Genomic DNA, 19028 nt, shown 5'->3' with positions numbered 1-19028 from the left:
GTTGCCTACGCGTCACGACCACAGTCCTACCGGATTCCACCCCGCGCAGGGGGAAGAACTCAGAAGCTGATCACGACATCACACAGGCCCTAGCGTCGAAGGCGTGGAGCCGCCGACCGGGCCGGCGGTTCTCTCGCCTACGACCTGCCCCTGCCGCGGGTCCGCGAGCGCTTCGACGTCCCGGTGGCTCTGGACAGGCCTGGCTGCGCTCAGTGACCTCCTGGTCGTCACTGCCCTCCAGGTCGCCCCGCCCTCGTCCGGCTCCTGCTTCTTGGTCAAGGTGCGGTGTTCGATCCGCAGATGCGGGGCCGCTCGACCGGCTGCGCCATGCCGGGCTGCGCGTGCGCGAACACCGGGCGGATGACGGCGCCCTCGTGCCGTGCTCGTGCGGTCCCACCGAGCACGACGCACGCCTGAGTCATGGAGTTCCCCCTACAGGCCGACGGACCACGGCACGCGGCAGATGTGGGGAGCCGGTCCGGCGGGGCACAGGGCGTCGAGGACCGCCTTGCGCAGGGCGCGCCGGGTCCGCAGGGAGCAGCGCACGCGGACGCACAGCTCGACGGAGGTGCGGGTCCCGCTGTCCTGGCCGGGGTGCTCGTGGGCCCACTGCTCCGCAAGGATGTCGCCCTCACCTCCGCCCCCGTCCTCGTCGGCGGTCGGCTGGCCGCTCCCGGCGCCGCGCTTCACGACGCTCAGCCGCACGAGGTGCGCTCTGCGCGCGACCACGGCCTCCTGGACGATTCCCGTGACCCAGGCGACGCCCGCCTCGTCGGCGTAGACATCGAACCTCAACGTACGTGTCCTCATGGGTCGATTGTCCCCTGCACGGCAACCGGGAGAGAGCCGGGGCGTCCTGGGGTGGGAGTGGTCAGCGTGACGGTGGGGCGGCGGCGAAAGCGTGGTCGGTCTCAGCGGTGCTGCCCGGCGGCGCGGCGCCGTCGTGATCGTTGCTCTCTGCGCGGTGTACGGGATGCCGGTGTGCGACAACGGGGGAGTCTTCGGTGTACTGCCGGCGGCCGTCGGACGCTGGCGTCCGTGACGGCCGCCGCAAGGACACGGCTGAATCAGCTTCATGGGTACACGGACAATGGGCGCCGACCGGAACCCGGGACTTCCGGGTCCGGTCGGCGCCCGTTCCGGTCACGTGCCGGTACCGCTCAGGCCCGTGCGGCGTGTCAGCGGCGGAGCTTCAGGTGGTGTACCCCGCCGTCGACCGCGCCGACGTAGAGGGTGCGGCCGTCGGGGGCGCCGGCCAGCTTGGTGGTGTCGGTGTTCTGCAGACCGCTCGAAATATTTTCCCACGTGAGGCCGTTGTCGGTGCTGCGCAATACGCCCCGGCCGCCAGCTCGGGTGAGGTGTGGGCGTCGGGCCGCAGCCAGCACGTGACGTCGACGGCCAGGACCAGTCGGCCGTCGGCAGCCCGCGGCAGCGGCACCGCCGCCAGTGCCTGCCGCAGCCGGGCGATGTCGATCCGTCCGTGAGCCACAGCGGCGTAGAGCCCGCCGTGGCCGCGGCGGTGTTCGCCCACCAGCGACAGTTCGGCCAGCGATCTCACCGGCCCGTCGCCGCACAGAACACATCAGCCAGCTCGAACAGCCCGTCCGAACGGGCGGTCAGGCAGGAGTAGAAGTTATCCCGGAAGCGTGACAGTTCCGCCAACGGCTCTCGCCGGGCATCACAATGCAGCAGACTCATCCTCACGGCCTTCGCGCTGGACGTGTGTGTTCCTTGGTCGGAGCACATGATCCAGACGAAGGCCGCTTCCGTGTACGGCGGTTACCGAACCGAGTGATCGAGTTCGACGCACCGTTCGACGTCAAAGGTTTTAAAGATCAAGCTAGGGCGTGTTTCAAAAGGGCGCCTCATGCGAGCGGTCAGTCGGCGGTGAGGATGTTGGTGAGACTCACCGCGGGGCGGCCAAGCATGTCTGTCAGCGTGTGCTGCTGACGCTCGGTCAAGGTGGGCACGAAGATCACTGCGTCAGCGTTGGCCTGGTCACAGGCCTGAGCTACCTCGCGGACCTTCCCGTAGCTCAGTAGGGTCCGCGAGGAGTAGGGCAAGCTCATCTTCTGGACTCCGCCGTCCGAGACACCCCGTCGCTGCACAATCTGCACGACTACCCGAGCGCCCCGCGCAGCCAATTCTGCGGCTGCCGATGCCATGAGCACTTCGAAGTCCTTCTGCTTCGCAGAGAAATAGCCGACCAGGACTACATCAGCGCCCACTGCCGGAAGTCGGAACGCCTGGCGCTGGGCCGGCTCAGATGGCACGCGGCGAGCCATGCGCCGGTCGCGCCTACGAGGCTGATGCATGCGCCACAGGCTAAATGCCTCACCACCTTCAGCGATACCGCGTTTCTCACTGACCGAGCGTTGCCAGCAAGGTCAGAGCCACTCGTTGATGACGGCGATCGTGACGGTGGCCTCGTAGCGAACGGCGAGCTTGTCGTACCTCGTGGCCACCGCCCGGTGGCGCTTGAGGCGGTTGATCCCGCACTCGACCGCGTGGCGCTCGCGGTAGTCGGCCTGCTGTGAGGGTCTCCGAGTCATGAAGGCCACCGTCGTCGAACGCCGTGCCGAGCTGCTGAGCCTGTACACCGGGCTGCCCTGGAAGACCGCGATCGCGCGGGTCGAGGCTGCCGCACCCGGCTCCCTGCTCATCCCGGAGCCGAAGGCGAGCCAGCTGGTGCTGGAGGCGCGGGTGATGGCCGCTCTGCCCTGGCGGCGATGCCCCACGCTCCACCCGTGGGGCATCGAGTACGTCGACCCGCGCTCCGACCGCCTGCTGATCCGTTTCGAGCCCGACGTAGTCGGGCGGCGCGACGCCGACGCGACCCAGGCCCTGGACCTGGCCAAAGCGCTGCTGCCGCGCGCTGACGAATACGGCCAGATCACGGGGGTACCCGGTGCCCGCACCCACGTCGAGAACGGGAAGGTGCTGCTGCGCCTGCTGGGCACGACCGCCTCCGTCGTGCTGCTGGGCTTGGACCCCGAGGAATTCCGGCGGGCGGTCGAGACCCAGGACCAGGAGATGAGGACGTGGGGAATGACGCCGTGCCACCAGGGGCGGCCTCACCGTCTGCACCCGGCCGAGCGTCCCTACCGGCGGCCGGGCCGCCGGGGCGCCCCGGCGTCGGACTGGCTGACCAGCGGTCTGCTGCGGCGGGTCGGCCTGATCCGTTCACTGGGTGTCCCGCTGGCGGTGACCGGCTGGCTCAACTGCCGCGAACGCGGCGGCGGTGAACGCTGGATCATCGATCCCACCTTCGCTGAAGGCCACGGCCCGGCCGGCCACCGGCGGCTGGCGGCGCTGCTGTCAGCACCGAGCTGGGGCCTGCCCGTCACGGTGGTGGACGAGCACTGCAACTGCCATCTGCCTCCCGGATACACCGACCAGTGCACCACCGTCGCCTCCGTACGGCCGGAGCGTCCGGGGGCGCTGCCTCTATGCCGCCCAGAAGGAACTCGCCCACTCCGTGCCCGCCAGCGTGAACCGCTGGCTCGAATCCGTCCGGCCGCCAACTGCCGGAGCAACCGGCGCGACTGTCAGTGCCCTTTGCTGGGACCGCACACCCGCCCCCTGCGAGCAGCCGCCCGAAGGAGCCCGGGCAGCTCACAGGGGGCGGGAATCAGCCACGCGGGGTCTGGTCATGTCCGGCATACGCTCTGCCGTGCCTGCCCCCGCGGCTATATCGTTGGGGGTTCTCGACTCGTGGGAGGTCTGCTGTGTCAGGGATCGTGGAGGGCAAGCATCGATCACCGGTCGGTGATGACGGGCATCAGCCCAACCGGCCTGTCCCGCCTCCGCCGCCACCCCCGCCTCCGCCGCCCAGCAACCCCAGTCCCAAGAAGTAGCCGTGCCCGCCGCCCCGGACGCCCCCGCTACCGGCGCGCTCGTCGACGGGCTGCTCGGCCAGGTCGCGGAGCAGCTCGGCCGGCCCCTGCCCGCGCGCCTGCGGGAAGCCTTCCGGCGCGTGCCCCGGCACCGGTTCCTGCCCGACCGGATCTGGCTGCGCGACGGATCGGGCGGCTATCGGCCCGTGGACCGTACGACGGATCCCGACAGCTGGCTGGCCGCGGCATACACGGATCAGCCGGTGGTCACCCATTTCACCGAGGGTCTGCCGTCCTCGTCGGCGTCCATGCCGTCGATGGTCGCCCGCATGCTCCTCCTGGCCGGCCTCACCGAACCCAACGGCCACGACCAAGCCCCACCCCGGGTACTGGAGCTGGGTGCGGGGACCGGCTTCAACGCGGGACTGCTGTGCATCCTGGTGGGGGATGAGCAGGTGACCACCGTTGACCTCGACCCCGGCCTCGCCGCCAGCGCGCAGGAGAACCTCAAGCGGGTCGGCCGGGCGCCGACGGTCGTGGCCGCGGACGGCGCCGGCGGATGGCCGCCGAACGGCCCCTACGACGTCGTCCTGGCCACGTTCTCAGTCGACCACATGCCGCCCGAATGGCTGGCCGGGCTCAGGCCAGCACGCGGCCGCATCGTGGCCCCCTGGACGTCCGCCTGGTGCAGTTACGGCACCCTCGAACTCACGGCCACTGATACCGGCCCTGCCCACGGGCGCTTCCACTCCTTCGCCTCCTTCATGCCCATGGCACGCCCCCACGCCGAGTCCCACCCGCCGACGACCGCGCCCGCGGGTGACGACAGCGCAGCAGCGCTCTCCTCGACGGCGCTTTCCCCGTGGGCGGTCGCCGGCGGCGACCTCGACGCCGAGTTCCACATCGGCCTCACCGTCCCCGGCGCCTCGTACGCCTGGGACACCAGCGGCGACCACGCGCACACCCGCCTCCGGCTTCAGGACCCCGCTACCGGATCCTGGGCGACGGTCGACTTCGACGGCCGCACCGCGGCCGAATTCGCCGTCGCTCAGGCCGGTTCCCGACGGCTTTGGGATGAAGTCACCGCCGCCTACCGGCGGTGGGAGGAGCTCGGCCGGCCGAGTGTCGACAAATACGGCCTGACTGTGACGGACGGAAGGACCAGCGTGTGGGCGGGCTCTCCGGCCAGCCCGGTCGCCGCTCGCTAATCCTGGAACCGGGCTTCATCGTCCACGCCGACGGCAACCGGCTCTGCCGTCAGCTGATTCTGCCGTGGTGCGAGGTCGCCTCCGACCGGCCACCCGACGACAGTTCACGGGTGAACACGACGCACCCGCCACCTGCGGCCACGCCGTGTCCCGGCCTGCAGGCGCTGCTGCGCGGCGGCGAGGTTGTTGCGGCTGGTGAGGGTGTCGGGGTGGTCGGGGTCGAGGGCGCTTTCGCGGGCAGCGAGGGTGGCGGCGTGGAGGTCGGCGGCTTCCTGGTGTCGCCCGAGTTCGTGCAGGGCCGCGGCGAGATTGCTGCGGCTGGTGAGCGTGTCGGGGTGGTCGGAGCCGAGGGCGCTTTCGCGGGCGGCGAGCCTGGTGGCGTTGAGGTCGGCGGCTTCCTGGTGTCGCCCGAGGTGATTTAGGACGACGGCGAGGTTGTTGCGGCTGGTGAGGGTGGTGGGGTGGTCGGCCGAGGAGGGACTCGACCTGCTCCAGGCCGATCCCGGTGAGGAGGACTGGATCCCGCTGATGCCCGGCTGCTGCTCCCGCACGTCCTCGCCCGGCCCCCGGCCGGGACGCCGGCAGAGGAGGCGAGCCTGCCCCGCCGGATGGCGGCCAGCTGCGCCGGCAACTTCCCGGTGGCCGCGCGGGACGGGGACTGGGTCCTCGTCGTCGAGGAACTCCTGAAGGACACCGTCGACCTCGGGCACGCCGGCTACCTGGCCTACGAGACCGCGCGGCGGCGCGCCCACGCCGGTGACCGGGAGCAGATCCGGGTCGCTCATCGTGGACCGGTGAACCTCGTGACCTCGACCTCGACCTCGTCATCGCCGCCGTGTACGCCGTCGGACCGTGCCCGGCCGGCGAGGAGACCGAGTGGACCGACCGGGTCCGCGAACGTGCCATCGGTCTCTACGTACTCGGCGACACAGTCGGCCGGGACCTCGCCAGGCCGGCCCCCGGTTCGTCGCCGAACAGCGTCATCGCTATGGAAAGCGCCCACCGGAGAACTGGATGCTTTCCTACAACCAGGCGGTGCTGGACGAGTGCGAGCCCTGGCGGATCTGGCTGGACCAGCAGCTCGACCTCCTTCCGGAGCCGGCCGCGGCAGCGTTCGCCCCCAACCTGGGGCGCGTCCGTAACTTCTGGCCCGACGTCATCGAGCTCGCCGCCGGTGCAGGGGCCAGCCATCCAGGTCCTTGATGTCCTTCGGTGAGGCGAGCGGGTTGGCCACCAGCCGCGTGTTCTCCTCGAAGATCTCCTCGGCCCGGCGGTAGGAGAGCCGGGCGCGGCCGGTCTCCGGGCACCCGTCGAGCGTCGGCGTTCCGACTGGGCCTTGCGGTCGGTGAGGAGCAGCGGGCCGCGGGTGCGGCGGGCGATCAGTCGGGGCAGGAGCTGGGCGGTGTCGGACTGCCAGTGAATCCACTCCGTCGCCCCGCCTTTGGCGGTGATCCTGCCGCACTTGTCCTGCAAGTCCAGGTCTTCCACGTTCAGGCACAGCACCTCGTCGGCCCGCGCGGCCGACTCGTAGAGCATTCTGCAGAGCGTCTTCTCCCGCAGGTCGAGGTCCAGGCGCCACAGGGCGGCGATCTGCTTCTCGGCCAGGGCCTTGGTGAGGTCCGGCGGTGCCGGCCGCCGTTCGATGCCGACCGTCGTGCACCGCGTCTGTGCCAAGCCGTTTCACGAGGGCCGCTCTCGAGGCCCGGTTCGACAGCTGCCCACCTTGTTCGCTACTCGTCGGGGGTTCCCTCCGCGGAGAGCACCGGTGGGTTGAGGCAGTTGCAGGCGACCACGTCCGCGGGGCCTTGCGCGGGAACTTCGATCGTCGCGGTGACGCTGTTTCGTACGTCGGTGCTCAGCCACTTCCTGTTGCCGCCGCCCATCAGGCGGTTCTTGGTCTCGTTGCTCGTGTCCTTGTTTCCGTGGCTGAAGATCCATGCCCCCTTCGTACCCTCCCAGTGGTCCTTACGTACGAGGGAGCAGGTGACCAGGGACTTTCCGTCCGCTAGCCGAAGGACCGGCAGTTCGGTCCCCGCAGACTCGAAGGCGTAGCTCCGAGTGACGCGGCCGTCGTAGGACTTGCCTTCCTCGCTGTTGTAGTACGCGACGACCTCGCCGGTGAGTTTGCCCGGCACGAAATGCTCGCTCTCCGGTTTCCCATCCGGAGCCGTGAAACTCAGGTACTGCGCGAACCGGCCGCATACGCTCCGGTCCTCGGCCGCGGTCGGCGACAGCGCCACGGCACCGGACGCATCCCGTACAACGGCGGCGATGGGCTTGTCCCGCACCTCGAAGTGAAAATTCCCGTAGAAGTGGTCGTCGAACTCACCCGACTGAAAGTCCACGGCCGGTTTGTCGATGGCCCAGGTCTTGGCAGCGGCCTTCCACGGGCAGCCCGCCTCCGCCTGTAGGAAGTAGTACAACCCAGCCGTCCGCTCGGTCCTCTCCGTCTGCTTCTTCTCCTCTGACCGGTAGAGCACCACGAACGACCGCGGGTAGCCTGGCTGATCCCGCTCCGACGGGATCAGATACTCCGGCCGGGCCATGGCCCGTCGCATGACAAGGGCATCCGGCGACCGGCTCAGGCGCTGCGCCGTACGGCTCTCCTCCAGCAACAGGCCGGTCTCCACCGCCGCCAACCCGGCCTCGTCGGTCGCGACGGTCGCTTTGCGCAGCTGCTCCTCGAGGACCTTGTCGGCTTCTTCTGGAGTGATCACCAGGGGTACCGCGGAAGCGGTCGTAGTACCGGAAGCCGGCGCGGCTTTCTCCGTCGTCGGCGAGCACCCGGCGGCAACAAACGCCAACCCTGCCATGGCCCCCACGGCTGCTACGCGTGCGCCCCTGTGCCCGGACATAGTTCCCACCATGACGCATCCCCCAACAGCATCTGGATCTCTGACAGGTGGCGATGGAATCACACCCACAAACCAGCGCCCTTGGCAGGTCCTGGACGGACATGAAAACGACGCGCGGCCAGGAAGGCTGCCGGCTACCTTCCGCCCAACGGCCACCAGGACGTGAAACCTCCGAGGCGCACAGGCTCGGAGGTGATGTCACCAGATGCCCGGTGAGTAGCGGGGCTGCGGTTCTCTGACCTGCAGTGGGGAGTTGTTTTGACTCACCCCACTCGGTGACCGCCGCGGAGGCGTCGCCGGACCCGGTGCCGACAGGTACTGACGGACCGTCTTACGGTCCAGGCCAGTCTCCCTGGCGATCTCCGACAGGCTCATCGCCCCGGACTCCAGCGAGCCACGAAATCGCCGGAGATCCAGCCAACGCTGCGGATCCAAGACCACTGCCAGCCCCTCCGCCGCCCGAATCGACCAAGCAGCAGATTGCCGAGCAGCAGGTCTCACCGCATCAGCAACTGTCCCTTTTCCTTCGTACGAGGCTGGGGACGTTCACGTGTACGCCGACAGACGAACAGCTTTCACCAGGCGGCCCGTCGGCCGCGGCGACCAGCCTCCGCGCCCCTGGATCGTCGTCCGACTCCCACGGCCCTGGCCCGAGTTCTGGCGAGCAAAGCGGTCAGGACGGCCGCATCGCAAGTGCTGGCCAGAGCGGAAAGGCTTCGCTCCACCGCTTCCACATCCCTGCGGTTCGGCTCCATGCCCATGTGGTCGAGTGCGAAGGTCAGCAGCTTGCGGTGTCGGACACCGTCCTCCAACGCGCGGGCCCGGAACAGCTCGGCCCGCAGGCTCTCGGCGTCCGTGACCTCGTACTCGCCCGCGAGGGCGTGGAAGTCGCTCCGCGGCCAGCCCACGATGGTCTGGAAGTCGTGCTCGCACAAGGTGTCGTCGAAGCAGGCCAAGAGTAGGACCGACCGGGCGGTGGACCAGGCAGTCCCCGAGATCAGGACGCGGTTCACCAGCCCGCGCCGCAGTCGGACTCCGTCGGCGGCGGGTCGGTGAGGATCGGGGGCCGGAAGCTGTTCCGTCGCCCTGACGCGACGAAGCTCATGGAAGAGGTCTCGGCACGTGTCCACCGAAGGGTCAGCGTCCGCAGGTGGGCGTCGGTGATGGATGGCGATGAAGAGCGCCCGCTCGATGATGTCCGTCTCATCGTGGTTGAGAAGAACGCCGCCCGGCAGAAGGTCAGCGGTCATATCTCCCGGATTCTCTGCCGCCACCATGCTGCCGCATGCCATGAACTGACAGACGCGGCCCAAGGATCGGGCAGGGTTCGACGGAGGAACTCCTCGTCCAGCCGGGCGACGATCCTGCGGAGCCCCGCCCGGGCTGCAGACGGCAGTCGACGGAGCGCGTCTTCGAGGATGTCCCGAGCGTCCGTCGGGTCGCAGCAGGGGCAGTCGTCCCAAGCCAAATAGAGGTATCGGCCGGGTTGGTGGAGGAAGCGCTCGTATCGGTGCAGGGCCTCGGCGACGGCACCGCGCCCGAGATGCTGCGCTTCGATCCGGTGGATGGCCGACCGGGTTCGGCGGGAAATGCCGGGAATCTGGCGGATGGGACGAGCATCGCTGCGGGCTGGCCACCGCTGAGAGCGGATGGCGCCGGGCGGCCTACGCGCCATCGGCCTTTCGGGTCTGCGTCATGGTGCACATCATGCCAGGTTCCAGGGACATCGTCAGCGGGTGGGCCAGCACAAAACATCAGGTTTGCTCTCACAGTCCCCGATAGGTTGACCTGATGGGGATGAGCGTGATCATTCGAAGCTACACCGGGACCATCGAGGCAACCTGCTGTCACCCGGCACTCGACGCACTTTGCCAGCACGCGGCGAATGACGGCTTGCCCGGAATCGGCTACGTCGACAAGTACGACGACACCGTCTTCAACCGCTCCCAGATGCGGCTGGTGATCCCCGAACTCACCCAGCTCGGCACGAGCGCACCGGCCGCCGTCGCGGAGGCAGCCGAAGAAGTGCTCGCCCTGGCCCGGACCGTCGAACGGCTCTCGCATCGCTACGTGGTATTCAACGGAGACTGACCAGGACCCGCCACCGGCGGTCAACGGTCAGCTCTCAACTACCTCCACGAGATCGCGCTGGACGTCTCCACCCGCTCGCCGCCAGCAGATCCTGCTCGAAGGCAGCGACCTCCTCGGAAGTCTCCAGCCGGAGCTCCGGCCGCAGATCGCGCACAACGGCCAGTGCCATCCCGTTCCTCCTCTTCAGCTATCCAACGACTCCGCCATGACAGCCGAGAAGACTTCAGGATTTCTGAGAAACGAGCAGCAATCACCCGATCGTGTCCAGGAGACCGGAAGCCCCAGATCAAGCAGCCATCGAGGTCGCCGACGCAGTCGGGAGGCAGCGGGAACCCACGGGAACATGGACAAAATGCCGCCTGAACTCTTCCCACCTGGGATGTTCCTCCCTCGACCGGCTCTTGTGGATCACCCGGGAGACCGCCGGAGAGAGGTTGTCGTCGCGGATCTGACCGCCTGGAATCCCACCCAAGGTTCGAAAGGCGTGAACGTGGCCGTCCAAGAAGGCTTCCTGCCCACAGGAAGTCGTGATGCGGTGAACCGCCTTGCCCGAGTAGGTGAGACGGAGGGCGAACACGAAGCACTTCGTGCGCTCGCGGGCCAGATCGACCCATGCCTCGCCGAAGTCAACCTCAGCGTCCATGCCCGGACGGTTGTGGCGGATCACGAACCCTGCCGTCGGCGCCGCGCCGGCTGACTCGGCGATCTCCCGGCGCCGACGGGAGACGTAGTCCCACACAGTCGTGTAGGCGATATCGGCCCCGCACTCCTGCCGCAGCCGCGTCAGGATCCGCTGAACGGTGTGTCGCTGCTTCGGCGGTGTCTCCAGATCTCCAAGGAGCCACTCGTCGATCGTCTTCTTGAACGGCTCCAACCGGGGCGACGACCGTACCGGCCTCTTCCGAGGCCTGGGCACCGGTGACACCAGAGCCTCACGTACCCACCGGCGGTGAACACCGTACTTGCGGGCCAAAGCCCGCATCGACAGGCCTCCTGCCACGAGTCACGACGGATCCGCAGGAACAGCTCTTCCCTCGACAACTCCATCCGGCATCGCCCCCACGCGGTGGCCCACCACGACCGTCCCACCACCCGCCATCCGGTGGGGCCAGATGAGACCGGCACAACCCCCGAACGCTCCCGTACGCCCCCACCCCTGGGGCCAACTCAAGCCGGAAAGTGGAGTAACTGATGCACCATCGACGCCTGGCCCGCGACTACGAAGCCCTGCCCACCCGCTCCGAAGCAATGATCCGCCTCGCGACGATCGACCTGATGCCGCCGCCTCACCCGAGAAGCCACGCTGAACTGGCGCGGTACATAGCGCCCAAACGGGCCGCAACCAGAAGCGTCAGCCCTGGTCAAAGCCGCGGAATGTCCCTGAATCATCAGCGGCGTCGGCGAACTCCGCAAAGTCCATGTTGGCGATGCTGAGGTTGGCCGAGATGTCAGGAAACCACCGAGCGGGCACCCTGAACGTCCGCCCAGGTTCGTCCGAGAGGTCCACGGCCAGGAGCGGGTGACCCGGATCCTTCATCGTGGCTGCGTCCGCCAGAAACATGTAAACGATCTGCTCGTCTTCGTCCGCAGCAGCCTCTTCAGCCATCAAGGCCTGGACCCCCACGCCGGCAAAGCGATGCTCGCTGACATACGTGGCATGGGTGTACTCGCCAGCCGCGTCGAATGCGGCTCGAACCGCGTCCCAAGCCCCATCGTCACCGAAGTCGGTACGCAGGACCAGCGAGGTCAGATCATCGGGCTGAGGCAGAGGCATCGCGTGATCCTCTCACCTGACGCTGACATCGACTGCCCAGACCAGGGCCCCCGCACCGGCAGAACTCCTCAAGCAACCCGGCGATACCAAACACCCCTGCCAGGAAAAAACGCTCTTTAAGAGGGCCCCTCCGGCCGGGCGGCGGAGGGGCTTCGAGAGGGCGCAGGTTACTGGCGCCAGCGGTTCTGACCGGGCCCCTTGCAGGTGTACGTCTTCCCGTTCGCTGTGCCGACCGCTCCGGTCGGCGAGCAGAACGCCCCTGGGTGCACGGTCTTCGCAGCGCCGCCCGTCGACCCGCCCGAGTTCGACGAGTCGTCATCTCCCGTCGAGGTCCCGGGGCGCTTGTAGTCGGGATCGTTCGCCGGGATCTGGTACGTGGTGCCCTTGGCAGCCGGACAGTTCTTCACCAGGGACGCGTCGCTCCACTTGCCCAGGTCCAGACGGACTGTCGTGGTCGACGTGACCTTGCCGTCCTTGCCCGGGTCTTGGAAGCAGACGTGCCACTCCTCGCCGTCCTTCGCGGCCTGATCCTCAGTGGGTGTGTCCGTGTCCAGGTAGACGTCCTCCAGCTTCACCCGCTCCAGAGGCACACCCGCTGCCTTGAGATCCGCCACCGCCTTGTTGTAGGTGGCGCCCACCACATCCGGCATCACCGGCCACGGCAGCGCACCACCGTCCTCCTTCGGACAGGGCTCGCCCTCCTTGACCACGGAGAAGTCCACGCCCTTCTTCCCGTCGGCCAGGTCGGAGACCTTCTGGAAACACACAGTCCAGTTCCCCGCCAGGACGACCCCGCGGGACTCGCTCGAGGCATCGCGGTTGCCAACCGTGTACTGCGCCGCCTCGGCGCCCTTCCGTGCCTCGCTCAGGGCCTTGCCTGTGTAGTCCGACAGCCGCGGCACAGCCGCCGGTGCGGGCGTCTCCGGTGCTTTCGACGTGGCGGCCGCCGCCGGCGTAGCCGCAGCCTTCGTGTCGTCGTTCTTCTCCACCGGGTGCGCGATGCCCGCCACGATCAGGCAGAGCAGCAGGGTGCCGACCGTTGCGGCGATCCGCTGCCACACCTTCCACGGATGCCTCAACCCGCCCGTGCTAATCCAGATCATGGCTATGGACGCGAACATGAGGAGAATGCCCAGCGCCTCGACGAGCGCCATGCTGACGGCCGCCGCACCAATGGACGCGAGACGGGCTCCCGAGGTCTGCCACCAGGGGATTATCGGGGCTGGAGGGGGTGTATACGGATAGGGCGGCGGCTGGCCGTAGGCCACTGCAGACTCCTCGGTTACAGAAAGCATCAATGCGACTGCCGGATCGTAGCGAGGAGGACGAACGGCTTCCGCCGCGCCCGGCACACGGACCATCCGCCCAGGATGGGCGTGGCCCCGCCGGGACATCATGTCTCAGCGAGGCCGGGCGAGGGGGTGAACGCCGTGATTCACCCCCGGCGACCCTCCTCGCCAATGCGGCGCATGTGCTCCAGCCTGAGGTTCCCCCGAGATGCGGGATGTGGTGACAGGGGGTCAGATGGGTCTCATGAGAGGAGTCCAGACGACGTCTGCACCGAGGAAATATCCGTTGGAGTTGCGTGAGCGTGCGGCCCGGATGTATCGGACCACGGAGCCGAAGCCGGTGATCCGTCGTATGGCAGAGGAACTCGGTGTGCACCACGAGGCCCTGCGGAACTGGATCCGGCAGGCCGAGGCCGACGCCGGCGATCGAGGCGATCTCCTCACGACCGCCGAGCGCGAGGAACTGACGGCTCTGCGGAAGGAGAATGTCCAGCTCAAGCGGGCGAACGAGGTCCTGCGGACGGCCTCGGCTTTTTTCGCGGCCCAGCTCGACCCGACCCGGCCCAGGTGACGGCGCTCCTCGATGCGCACCCGCACCTGGGGTCGAACACGTACTCCGGGAACTGAACATTCCCTCCTCCACCTACTACCGGTGGCGCCGGGCCGAGTCCGAGCCGTGCGAGCGCCGCCGCCGGGACGTCGAGCTGACGGACCGGATCCGCAAGGTCCACGACGAGTCCGGCGGGATCTACGGATCCCCGCGCGTGCACGCCGTCCTCAAGCGCGAGGACGTCAACGTCGGCCGCAAGCGCGTCGAACGGCTCATGCGCCAGGCGGGCCTCGCCGGGATCAGTCCCCGCCGGGGCAAGGGCTTCACCCGCCGCGACCCGGACGCCGAACTGGCCCCTGACCTGGTCGAGCGCGACTTCACCGCACCCGCGCCGAACCGGCTGTGGATCACCGACCTGACCATGATCGCGACACTGGAGGGCCCGTTGTGGCTGTCCGCGATCCGCGACGCGTTCTCCCGCCGGGCCGTGGCCTGGGAAACCTCCGCCCGCGCGAACGCCGACCCCCTCCAGCAGTCTGGCTGCCGACGACGCGCCCCTGGGGCAGTACGGCGCCTCGACGCTGATCCGGAACTCCTTCACCGCGGGGGTCGCCCACGCGGACGCGTTGCGCAGGCTCGTACGGGACGCCGATGGACCCGACGAGCCCATGGACGTTGATGCGCGGTGCGCTGGAGAACTTCGCTACGGCCGCCTGGCTCCTGGACGGCCCTGATCGCACCGAGCGCCGACGCCGGACCTTGCGTCTGTGGCGTGAGGACATACGCAACCGGGCCCAGCACGAGGAAGAAACCGACCACACACCGGGCACCGGTGGCAGAACGGGCCGTGAGCGGTCCAGGAAATCGCGCCCTCGCCGGGAGCTTGGGCATCCGCGACAAGCTGGCCAAGCCGGAAGCCGGGAAGCTGATAGAGGACGCCGCCGAACGCGCCGGGCTCCAGCCCCGCAAGGTCACCACGGTGTGGCGCGCCGCCTCAGGGTTCGCGCACGGCCGCTACTGGCCCAACCTCCGTGTCTCAGCGGTCCGCGACGCTGTAAGAGGCGGCCCGGACCATGTTCTGATGGCTCTGGTGATTGATGAGAGTCAGCACCGGCCTCTGACCCAGCACACCCGCTCCCTGCTCCACCACGTCCAGGCCAGGTACGCGGCCAGGGCTGATAAGCGGGAATGATCCCGGCCGTCCCGTGCCTGGGGATGGCGACGGAGCCCAACGCGTGAGTTCCCGGAACCATCGCGGTCCGGGAACTCGCAACGCTGGCCCGGCAGCCCCACAAAAGCCGGCCTCAGACCCAGCCGACGCCCAGTTCTGCGAGGGCGGCGAGCACCGTCACCACGGTCGCCGCGAGGCTGGCCCACTTAGCAAGGGTGTCCACGAGGGGTATCGATTGTGCCCGTGCGGCGCGCTGCGGGAGGTGTCACGGGGATGACGCGCTGGCCGGAAGGAGCAGCTTTGCCGTCGATATATCATGCGCGGCTGCGGGGTGCTCCGCCTGCCGCTAGCCCAGCGGCGCGGGCCGTAGCATCTGCGAGATGGTCCTGGAGTTCATGGTGCCTGAACTGGTACGCGTTCCCGGCGATCCGGAGCAGGCCGGCGTCGGAAGCCCAGGCGAGGAAGCGTCCCAGGCGCCACGGCAGGCGTCCGCGTGTGCAGAGCAACGTGGAGAAGTAGCGACGCCAGGCTCCGGCCCAGATGAGCCCGCAGAGTACGGCCAAGACGCTGCCGGAGATCACCGTCAGGATGACAGCGACGCCAAGGGTGGACAGGGACAGCGGCGACTCGTGATAGGTAACGCTGTTGTTGATCACCAAGGGGAGGGTGGAAGCGGCCGCGGCGCTGAAGCCGACCAGCACTCCAGAGCGCAGATCTGCCCGGACGAGGGCGTTCGGGCCTCTGCTGGATGCCGTGGTCTCCAGGTTGCGCCGAAGCCCGAAAGCGAAGCCTCCGACCAGCCCGATCGGGAAGAGCAGGGTCATGGCGCTGACAGTGCCATAGGCGAGCGAGTAGTCGGGTCCGAGATTCGGCAGGACGGTGGCCAGGGAAACGGCGAGCGCCAGGGAGACGCCGAAGGCTACCGGTCCGGCGACGGCGCGCCGTCCCTCAGGAGTGCGGAGCCGGCCGGGGGAGATGCTCTTGGGGGCGGGCCAGGCAATCCTGGCCGCGATACAGATCCAGCCGATGGTCAGCAGCGCCAGGACCATGCTTGCGGGGATCTGGGCGTGCTCATCGATAGAGACGGGTACTAGCCAGGAAAGAATGACCAGTCCGGGGATACTGCTGATTGCGATGTCTACTGCGCGGGCTCGCTTGCCAGCGAGTGGCCAGATCCGATGCAAGACCAGGTCGGTGCTGGACAGCAGGTGGCCACTCTTGGTGCGGCGTTCACGGGCGTTGTCGGTCAGGTAGCGGGCGAGGAGCCCGAGCCAGCGCCCGACCTCCTCTGGTCGGTAGGTGCGATTTCCTGCGCGCTTGTGGAGTTCGATGGCGGCGGGCACGAAGCGGTCAAGGAGGTGGCTGCGCAACGCCGCAGGGCCGGTGAAGCCGAGCAGCTCGCGGGGGTCACCTTCAGCCTGGTAGACGGTCACCGCCAGGGTCAGCAGCCACGGGGTGGACAGCACGTGGGCGGCTGCTCCCTGCGGGTGCCGACGCGCGTCGTCGATGACCGGCTGCCAATCGTCGGGTGTGAAGACCCGGGCGGTAACGAAGTTCTGGGCCTGCCCGGCGGTTACGGATGATACGTCGATGCAGGCTGCGTCAAGGAGACGGATCCTCGCCGCCAGCGCGTCGTAGGTGGTGGCCCGGCAGGTCACCACTACGGGCGCCATTTGACGGCCGGCCTGGTACCGGTTGAGGCCGGCCAAGGCTTCAGCGGCGCGGCACGGTTCGTCGTCGCCGACTCCGGCGTCCATTTCGTCCAGACCGTCCAGCACCGGTAGGACGCAGCGTCGATCGATCAAGCGCCTGGCGGTCGTCAAGCTCAGCTGGTAGGTATCTGCTAGCTCGCCGGTCATCCATGCGTCCAGTGGCCGGGTGGTGTCCCAGCCGGCCAGGGCCATGCGAACCGGTACGGGTTCGTCTGCTTCCCGCTTCTCGAGCAGGCCCAGCATGAGTTCCACGGCCAGGACTGTTTTGCCTGCCCCTGCGGCTCCGGTAATAAGCAGCCGCCGGGGCTGGATGCGGCGGTAGTAGCCGCTGATCTCGCTGAGACGGCCAGTAGGCGCAGCACCAACAGCTACTCGGGACGGAGCGGCGCGGAAGGTGAAGGCGACATCGATGGGCTGGTTGTCGCCGCCCAGCAACCGGGTGCGCTGCGCCAGTTCACTTGTCTCCACCGCTTCAGCGAGTTCCCGGGCCGTTTGGACGAGGTCTACCTCGGACGACGGCTTGAGCATCTTCGCCGCTGCGCCGGACAGGGGCAGCAGCGCGAGCAACAGCCCGAACACACCCAGCTTGTCGGACGTGGTCAGGTTGCCGCTGATGAACGTGACCACGGCCCAGAAGCCGACAGCCAGACACGCCGAGGCGAGCAGCAGCCCGCCTGAGGATCGAACCCATTTCCGCTGTCGTGCGCCTCTCACCTCTCACAGCATGCCCCCTACCAATCACCCGGCGCGGGAGCGCCGCGCTGGAGCTGAGTGGAACCAAGCCGCCGAGCGCCCTTGCTGCGGCAGAAGCCGAGCGGACAACCCCAGCACCGTGTCATTCCTGCCATGGGAAGAAGTGAACCTTCCAGGTTCGATAGAGACGGTGGGTTCAACTGATCGTCACAACACCTTGAGCCTGAAGGCGTTGGATGGGTCGGCCAGCGGGATGGGCCGCATGGCTGACAGGGCGTCCGGTGATGCGGTCGCCGGGGCGGCCCCCGATCCGACGGGAGGTGGAGCGAGCGTTCTGGGCGAAGATTGCCGGAGGGGTGACGAGCGAGGCCGCGGCGATCACGTGTGGCGTAACACCGGTGGTGGGTCCAGGTGGCTCGGACTGTCCTGGGGACGGAGGGTGGGCCCGTCGGGCGTCTTCCGGCCGGGTGCCGGGGGTGGCACGATCAAGCCTTCGACGGAGGGGGAGACAATGAGCGTTGAGGAACCGGGTGGACCCGTCGGGCAGGAGCCGCCGTCTGTGGGCCGACCGGAAAGCGGCTTAGTGCGGCGTGGGCATGTCTGGACTCGGGGGGAGATCGCCGGACTGGTCTCGGCAGGGACAGGGGTCGTGGGACTGTGCCTGGGCTTCTTCGGCCTGCCGACCGTGGTGAGGCCGCCGACTGCCGTCAGCGCCACGGCGACCCAGACCGTTGCCGGTCCGACCGCAACGGTCACCGTCACCCCTGGCGGCGCCCCGGGTACGCACACGCCGCTGCCTGCCTCGCCGAGCGGGCCGCAGAGCTCCTCCCTCACACTGCTGGAGCCGATCAACGACGACCCGAACGTGTTCCCGCTCGCGCGTGGAGCGACCTCGCTGAAAGGGAAGTCCTTTCCGGACGCCCTAGTGAGAAGAACCTGCGACAAGCATTCGACGGGCTACAACCTCGCCAACTCCTGGAAGAAGCTCACCGCCACAGTCGGGATCGCCGACGACTCGAAGACGAGTGTGCCGATCACGGTGGACGTCATCGGGGATGGGCGGCCGCTGGCGACTGCGCAGGCGGTCCTCGGCGACCCAAGAACGCTGACTGCCGACGTCACAGGCGTCACCCGACTGACAATCACCTACCAGGCGTCGGACTGCAACAACGTCACAGGACCGACCCTCGTGATCGCCCAGCCGACACTGGGCTGACGCGCACGAGCCCCCGGCGGACACCCTGAAGTTCCCCCTGTGAGCTGGACAGCCTGATACTGGGACGGACAGTCCCGGAGGAAGCAGTCTCAGGTAGTGAGCAAGAAGAGCAATACGAGCTAGCGGTACAGGGCCGAGTTCAAGCGCGACGCGGTGGCTCTGGTGTACTCGTCGGGCAGGACGGTCACCGAGGTCGCCCGGGATATCGGCGTCAGCGCCGAGGGGCTGCGGAACTGGGTCAACCGGGACAAAACCGACCATGAGCAGGGGTCGGCGGGAGCGTTGACCACGGCCGAGTGCGAGGAGCTCGTCCGCCTGAGCTGCAGGGTCCGTGAGATGGAGCAGACCATCGATGTGCTGGGGAAAGCGACCGCCTTCTTCGCGAACCACAAGACGAAGCAGTCGTAGCCGCACGCTACGCGTTCGTCGACGTGGAGAAGGTCGGCCCCGACCGCCCTGACGGCTGCAACGTGTCGCTGCTGTGCCGGGCCCTGAAGGTCTCCCGCGCCGGCTACTACGCCTACCTCGCCGCCCGTCTCCGGCCGCCGCCGTCACAGCGTGCGAGGGGGACGAGCTGGTGGCCGAGATCGGGCAGATCCACGAGGAGTCCCGCCGCGCCTATGGCGCCCCGAG

The 19028-nt window shown here is 68.4% G+C and carries 18 protein-coding genes and 6 pseudogenes; 9 read left to right on the top strand and 15 right to left on the bottom strand.

What is annotated here, in order from left to right:
- Positions 1-275: 275 nt before the first annotated feature.
- The 6 genes and pseudogenes from ABZY44_RS33725 to ABZY44_RS33700 form a co-directional block, all read right to left on the bottom strand.
- Positions 276-422 (bottom strand): hypothetical protein, encoded by a 147-nt coding sequence (locus tag ABZY44_RS33725; protein WP_356660612.1) that lies wholly within the window; start codon positions 420-422, stop codon positions 276-278.
- 10 nt (positions 423-432) lie between these two features.
- Entirely contained in the window at positions 433-810 is a 378-nt protein-coding gene (locus ABZY44_RS33720) for a hypothetical protein (protein ID WP_356660610.1), read from the bottom strand.
- 368 nt (positions 811-1178) lie between these two features.
- Positions 1179-1331 (bottom strand): hypothetical protein, encoded by a 153-nt coding sequence (locus ABZY44_RS33715; protein ID WP_356660616.1) that lies wholly within the window; start codon positions 1329-1331, stop codon positions 1179-1181.
- A gap of 17 nt (positions 1332-1348) precedes the next feature.
- Positions 1349-1698 (bottom strand): annotated as a pseudogene (locus ABZY44_RS33710) (transposase); the annotation flags it as partial.
- A gap of 179 nt (positions 1699-1877) precedes the next feature.
- Entirely contained in the window at positions 1878-2315 is a 438-nt protein-coding gene (locus ABZY44_RS33705; protein WP_356660608.1) for a hypothetical protein, read from the bottom strand.
- 72 nt (positions 2316-2387) lie between these two features.
- Positions 2388-2528 (bottom strand): annotated as a pseudogene (locus tag ABZY44_RS33700) (IS5/IS1182 family transposase); the annotation flags it as partial.
- 1331 nt (positions 2529-3859) lie between these two features.
- Here ABZY44_RS33700 and ABZY44_RS33695 point away from each other — a divergent pair.
- A complete protein-coding gene (locus tag ABZY44_RS33695; protein WP_356660606.1) occupies positions 3860-5044 on the top strand; it encodes a methyltransferase domain-containing protein in 1185 nt (394 codons plus the stop codon).
- A gap of 104 nt (positions 5045-5148) precedes the next feature.
- Here ABZY44_RS33695 and ABZY44_RS33690 read toward each other — a convergent pair whose 3' ends face one another.
- Positions 5149-5829, bottom strand: a complete 681-nt coding sequence (locus ABZY44_RS33690) for a tetratricopeptide repeat protein (protein WP_356660604.1) — start codon at positions 5827-5829, stop codon at positions 5149-5151.
- Between the two features lie 229 nt (positions 5830-6058).
- On the opposite strand from ABZY44_RS33690, the gene ABZY44_RS33685 reads away from it, so the two are divergent.
- Positions 6059-6247 carry a hypothetical protein gene (locus ABZY44_RS33685; protein WP_356660614.1) on the top strand — a complete coding sequence of 63 codons (189 nt, stop codon included), beginning with the start codon at positions 6059-6061 and terminating at the stop codon, positions 6245-6247.
- Between the two features lie 225 nt (positions 6248-6472).
- On the opposite strand, the pseudogene ABZY44_RS33680 reads toward ABZY44_RS33685, so the two are convergent.
- From ABZY44_RS33680 to ABZY44_RS33665, 4 genes and pseudogenes are all read right to left on the bottom strand, one after another.
- Positions 6473-6718: pseudogene (locus ABZY44_RS33680) on the bottom strand (site-specific recombinase); the annotation flags it as partial.
- Between the two features lie 56 nt (positions 6719-6774).
- Positions 6775-7761 carry a hypothetical protein gene (locus ABZY44_RS33675; protein ID WP_356660602.1) on the bottom strand — a complete coding sequence of 329 codons (987 nt, stop codon included), beginning with the start codon at positions 7759-7761 and terminating at the stop codon, positions 6775-6777.
- Positions 7762-8166: 405 nt separating this feature from the next.
- A pseudogene (locus ABZY44_RS33670) lies at positions 8167-8340 on the bottom strand (IS21 family transposase); the annotation flags it as partial.
- 134 nt (positions 8341-8474) lie between these two features.
- Positions 8475-9176, bottom strand: coding sequence for a hypothetical protein (locus ABZY44_RS33665; protein ID WP_356660600.1), 702 nt, complete (start codon positions 9174-9176; stop codon positions 8475-8477).
- Positions 9177-9696: 520 nt separating this feature from the next.
- Between ABZY44_RS33665 and ABZY44_RS33660 the strand changes: the two genes are divergently transcribed.
- Positions 9697-9990, top strand: a complete 294-nt coding sequence (locus ABZY44_RS33660) for a hypothetical protein (protein WP_356660598.1) — start codon at positions 9697-9699, stop codon at positions 9988-9990.
- Positions 9991-10276: 286 nt separating this feature from the next.
- Here ABZY44_RS33660 and ABZY44_RS33655 read toward each other — a convergent pair whose 3' ends face one another.
- A complete protein-coding gene (locus tag ABZY44_RS33655; protein ID WP_356660596.1) occupies positions 10277-10864 on the bottom strand; it encodes a hypothetical protein in 588 nt (195 codons plus the stop codon).
- Positions 10865-11178: 314 nt separating this feature from the next.
- Between ABZY44_RS33655 and ABZY44_RS33650 the strand changes: the two are divergent.
- Positions 11179-11314: pseudogene (locus ABZY44_RS33650) on the top strand (IS5/IS1182 family transposase); the annotation flags it as partial.
- A 27-nt stretch (positions 11315-11341) separates the two neighbouring features.
- Here the strand turns inward: ABZY44_RS33650 and ABZY44_RS33645 are convergent.
- Complete coding sequence (locus ABZY44_RS33645) at positions 11342-11764, bottom strand: hypothetical protein (protein WP_356660594.1); 423 nt, start codon at positions 11762-11764, stop codon at positions 11342-11344.
- A gap of 167 nt (positions 11765-11931) precedes the next feature.
- Positions 11932-13125 carry a PASTA domain-containing protein gene (locus ABZY44_RS33640; protein WP_356660592.1) on the bottom strand — a complete coding sequence of 398 codons (1194 nt, stop codon included), beginning with the start codon at positions 13123-13125 and terminating at the stop codon, positions 11932-11934.
- A 136-nt stretch (positions 13126-13261) separates the two neighbouring features.
- Between ABZY44_RS33640 and ABZY44_RS33635 the strand changes: the two genes are divergently transcribed.
- From ABZY44_RS33635 to ABZY44_RS33625, 3 genes are all read left to right on the top strand, one after another.
- Positions 13262-13624 (top strand): transposase, encoded by a 363-nt coding sequence (locus ABZY44_RS33635; RefSeq protein WP_356660590.1) that lies wholly within the window; start codon positions 13262-13264, stop codon positions 13622-13624.
- Positions 13539-14282 carry an IS3 family transposase gene (locus ABZY44_RS33630; protein ID WP_356660588.1) on the top strand — a complete coding sequence of 248 codons (744 nt, stop codon included), beginning with the start codon at positions 13539-13541 and terminating at the stop codon, positions 14280-14282. The genes ABZY44_RS33635 and ABZY44_RS33630 overlap by 86 nt, the downstream gene beginning before the upstream one ends.
- A gap of 168 nt (positions 14283-14450) precedes the next feature.
- Positions 14451-14795 carry a hypothetical protein gene (locus ABZY44_RS33625; RefSeq protein ID WP_356660586.1) on the top strand — a complete coding sequence of 115 codons (345 nt, stop codon included), beginning with the start codon at positions 14451-14453 and terminating at the stop codon, positions 14793-14795.
- Positions 14796-15088: 293 nt separating this feature from the next.
- Here the strand turns inward: ABZY44_RS33625 and ABZY44_RS33620 are convergent, their stop codons facing one another.
- A complete protein-coding gene (locus tag ABZY44_RS33620; RefSeq protein WP_356660584.1) occupies positions 15089-17113 on the bottom strand; it encodes an NACHT domain-containing protein in 2025 nt (674 codons plus the stop codon).
- Between the two features lie 715 nt (positions 17114-17828).
- On the opposite strand from ABZY44_RS33620, the gene ABZY44_RS33615 reads away from it, so the two are divergent.
- Positions 17829-18395, top strand: a complete 567-nt coding sequence (locus ABZY44_RS33615) for an NPCBM/NEW2 domain-containing protein (RefSeq protein ID WP_356660582.1) — start codon at positions 17829-17831, stop codon at positions 18393-18395.
- Positions 18396-18530: 135 nt separating this feature from the next.
- Positions 18531-18803: pseudogene (locus ABZY44_RS33610) on the top strand (transposase); the annotation flags it as partial.
- Positions 18804-19028: the final 225 nt, after the last annotated feature.

It is taken from the genome of Streptomyces sp. NPDC006544 (assembly GCF_040611715.1).
Lineage (GTDB): Bacteria > Actinomycetota > Actinomycetes > Streptomycetales > Streptomycetaceae > Streptomyces.
This window is presented reverse-complemented; position numbering and strand designations above follow the sequence as displayed.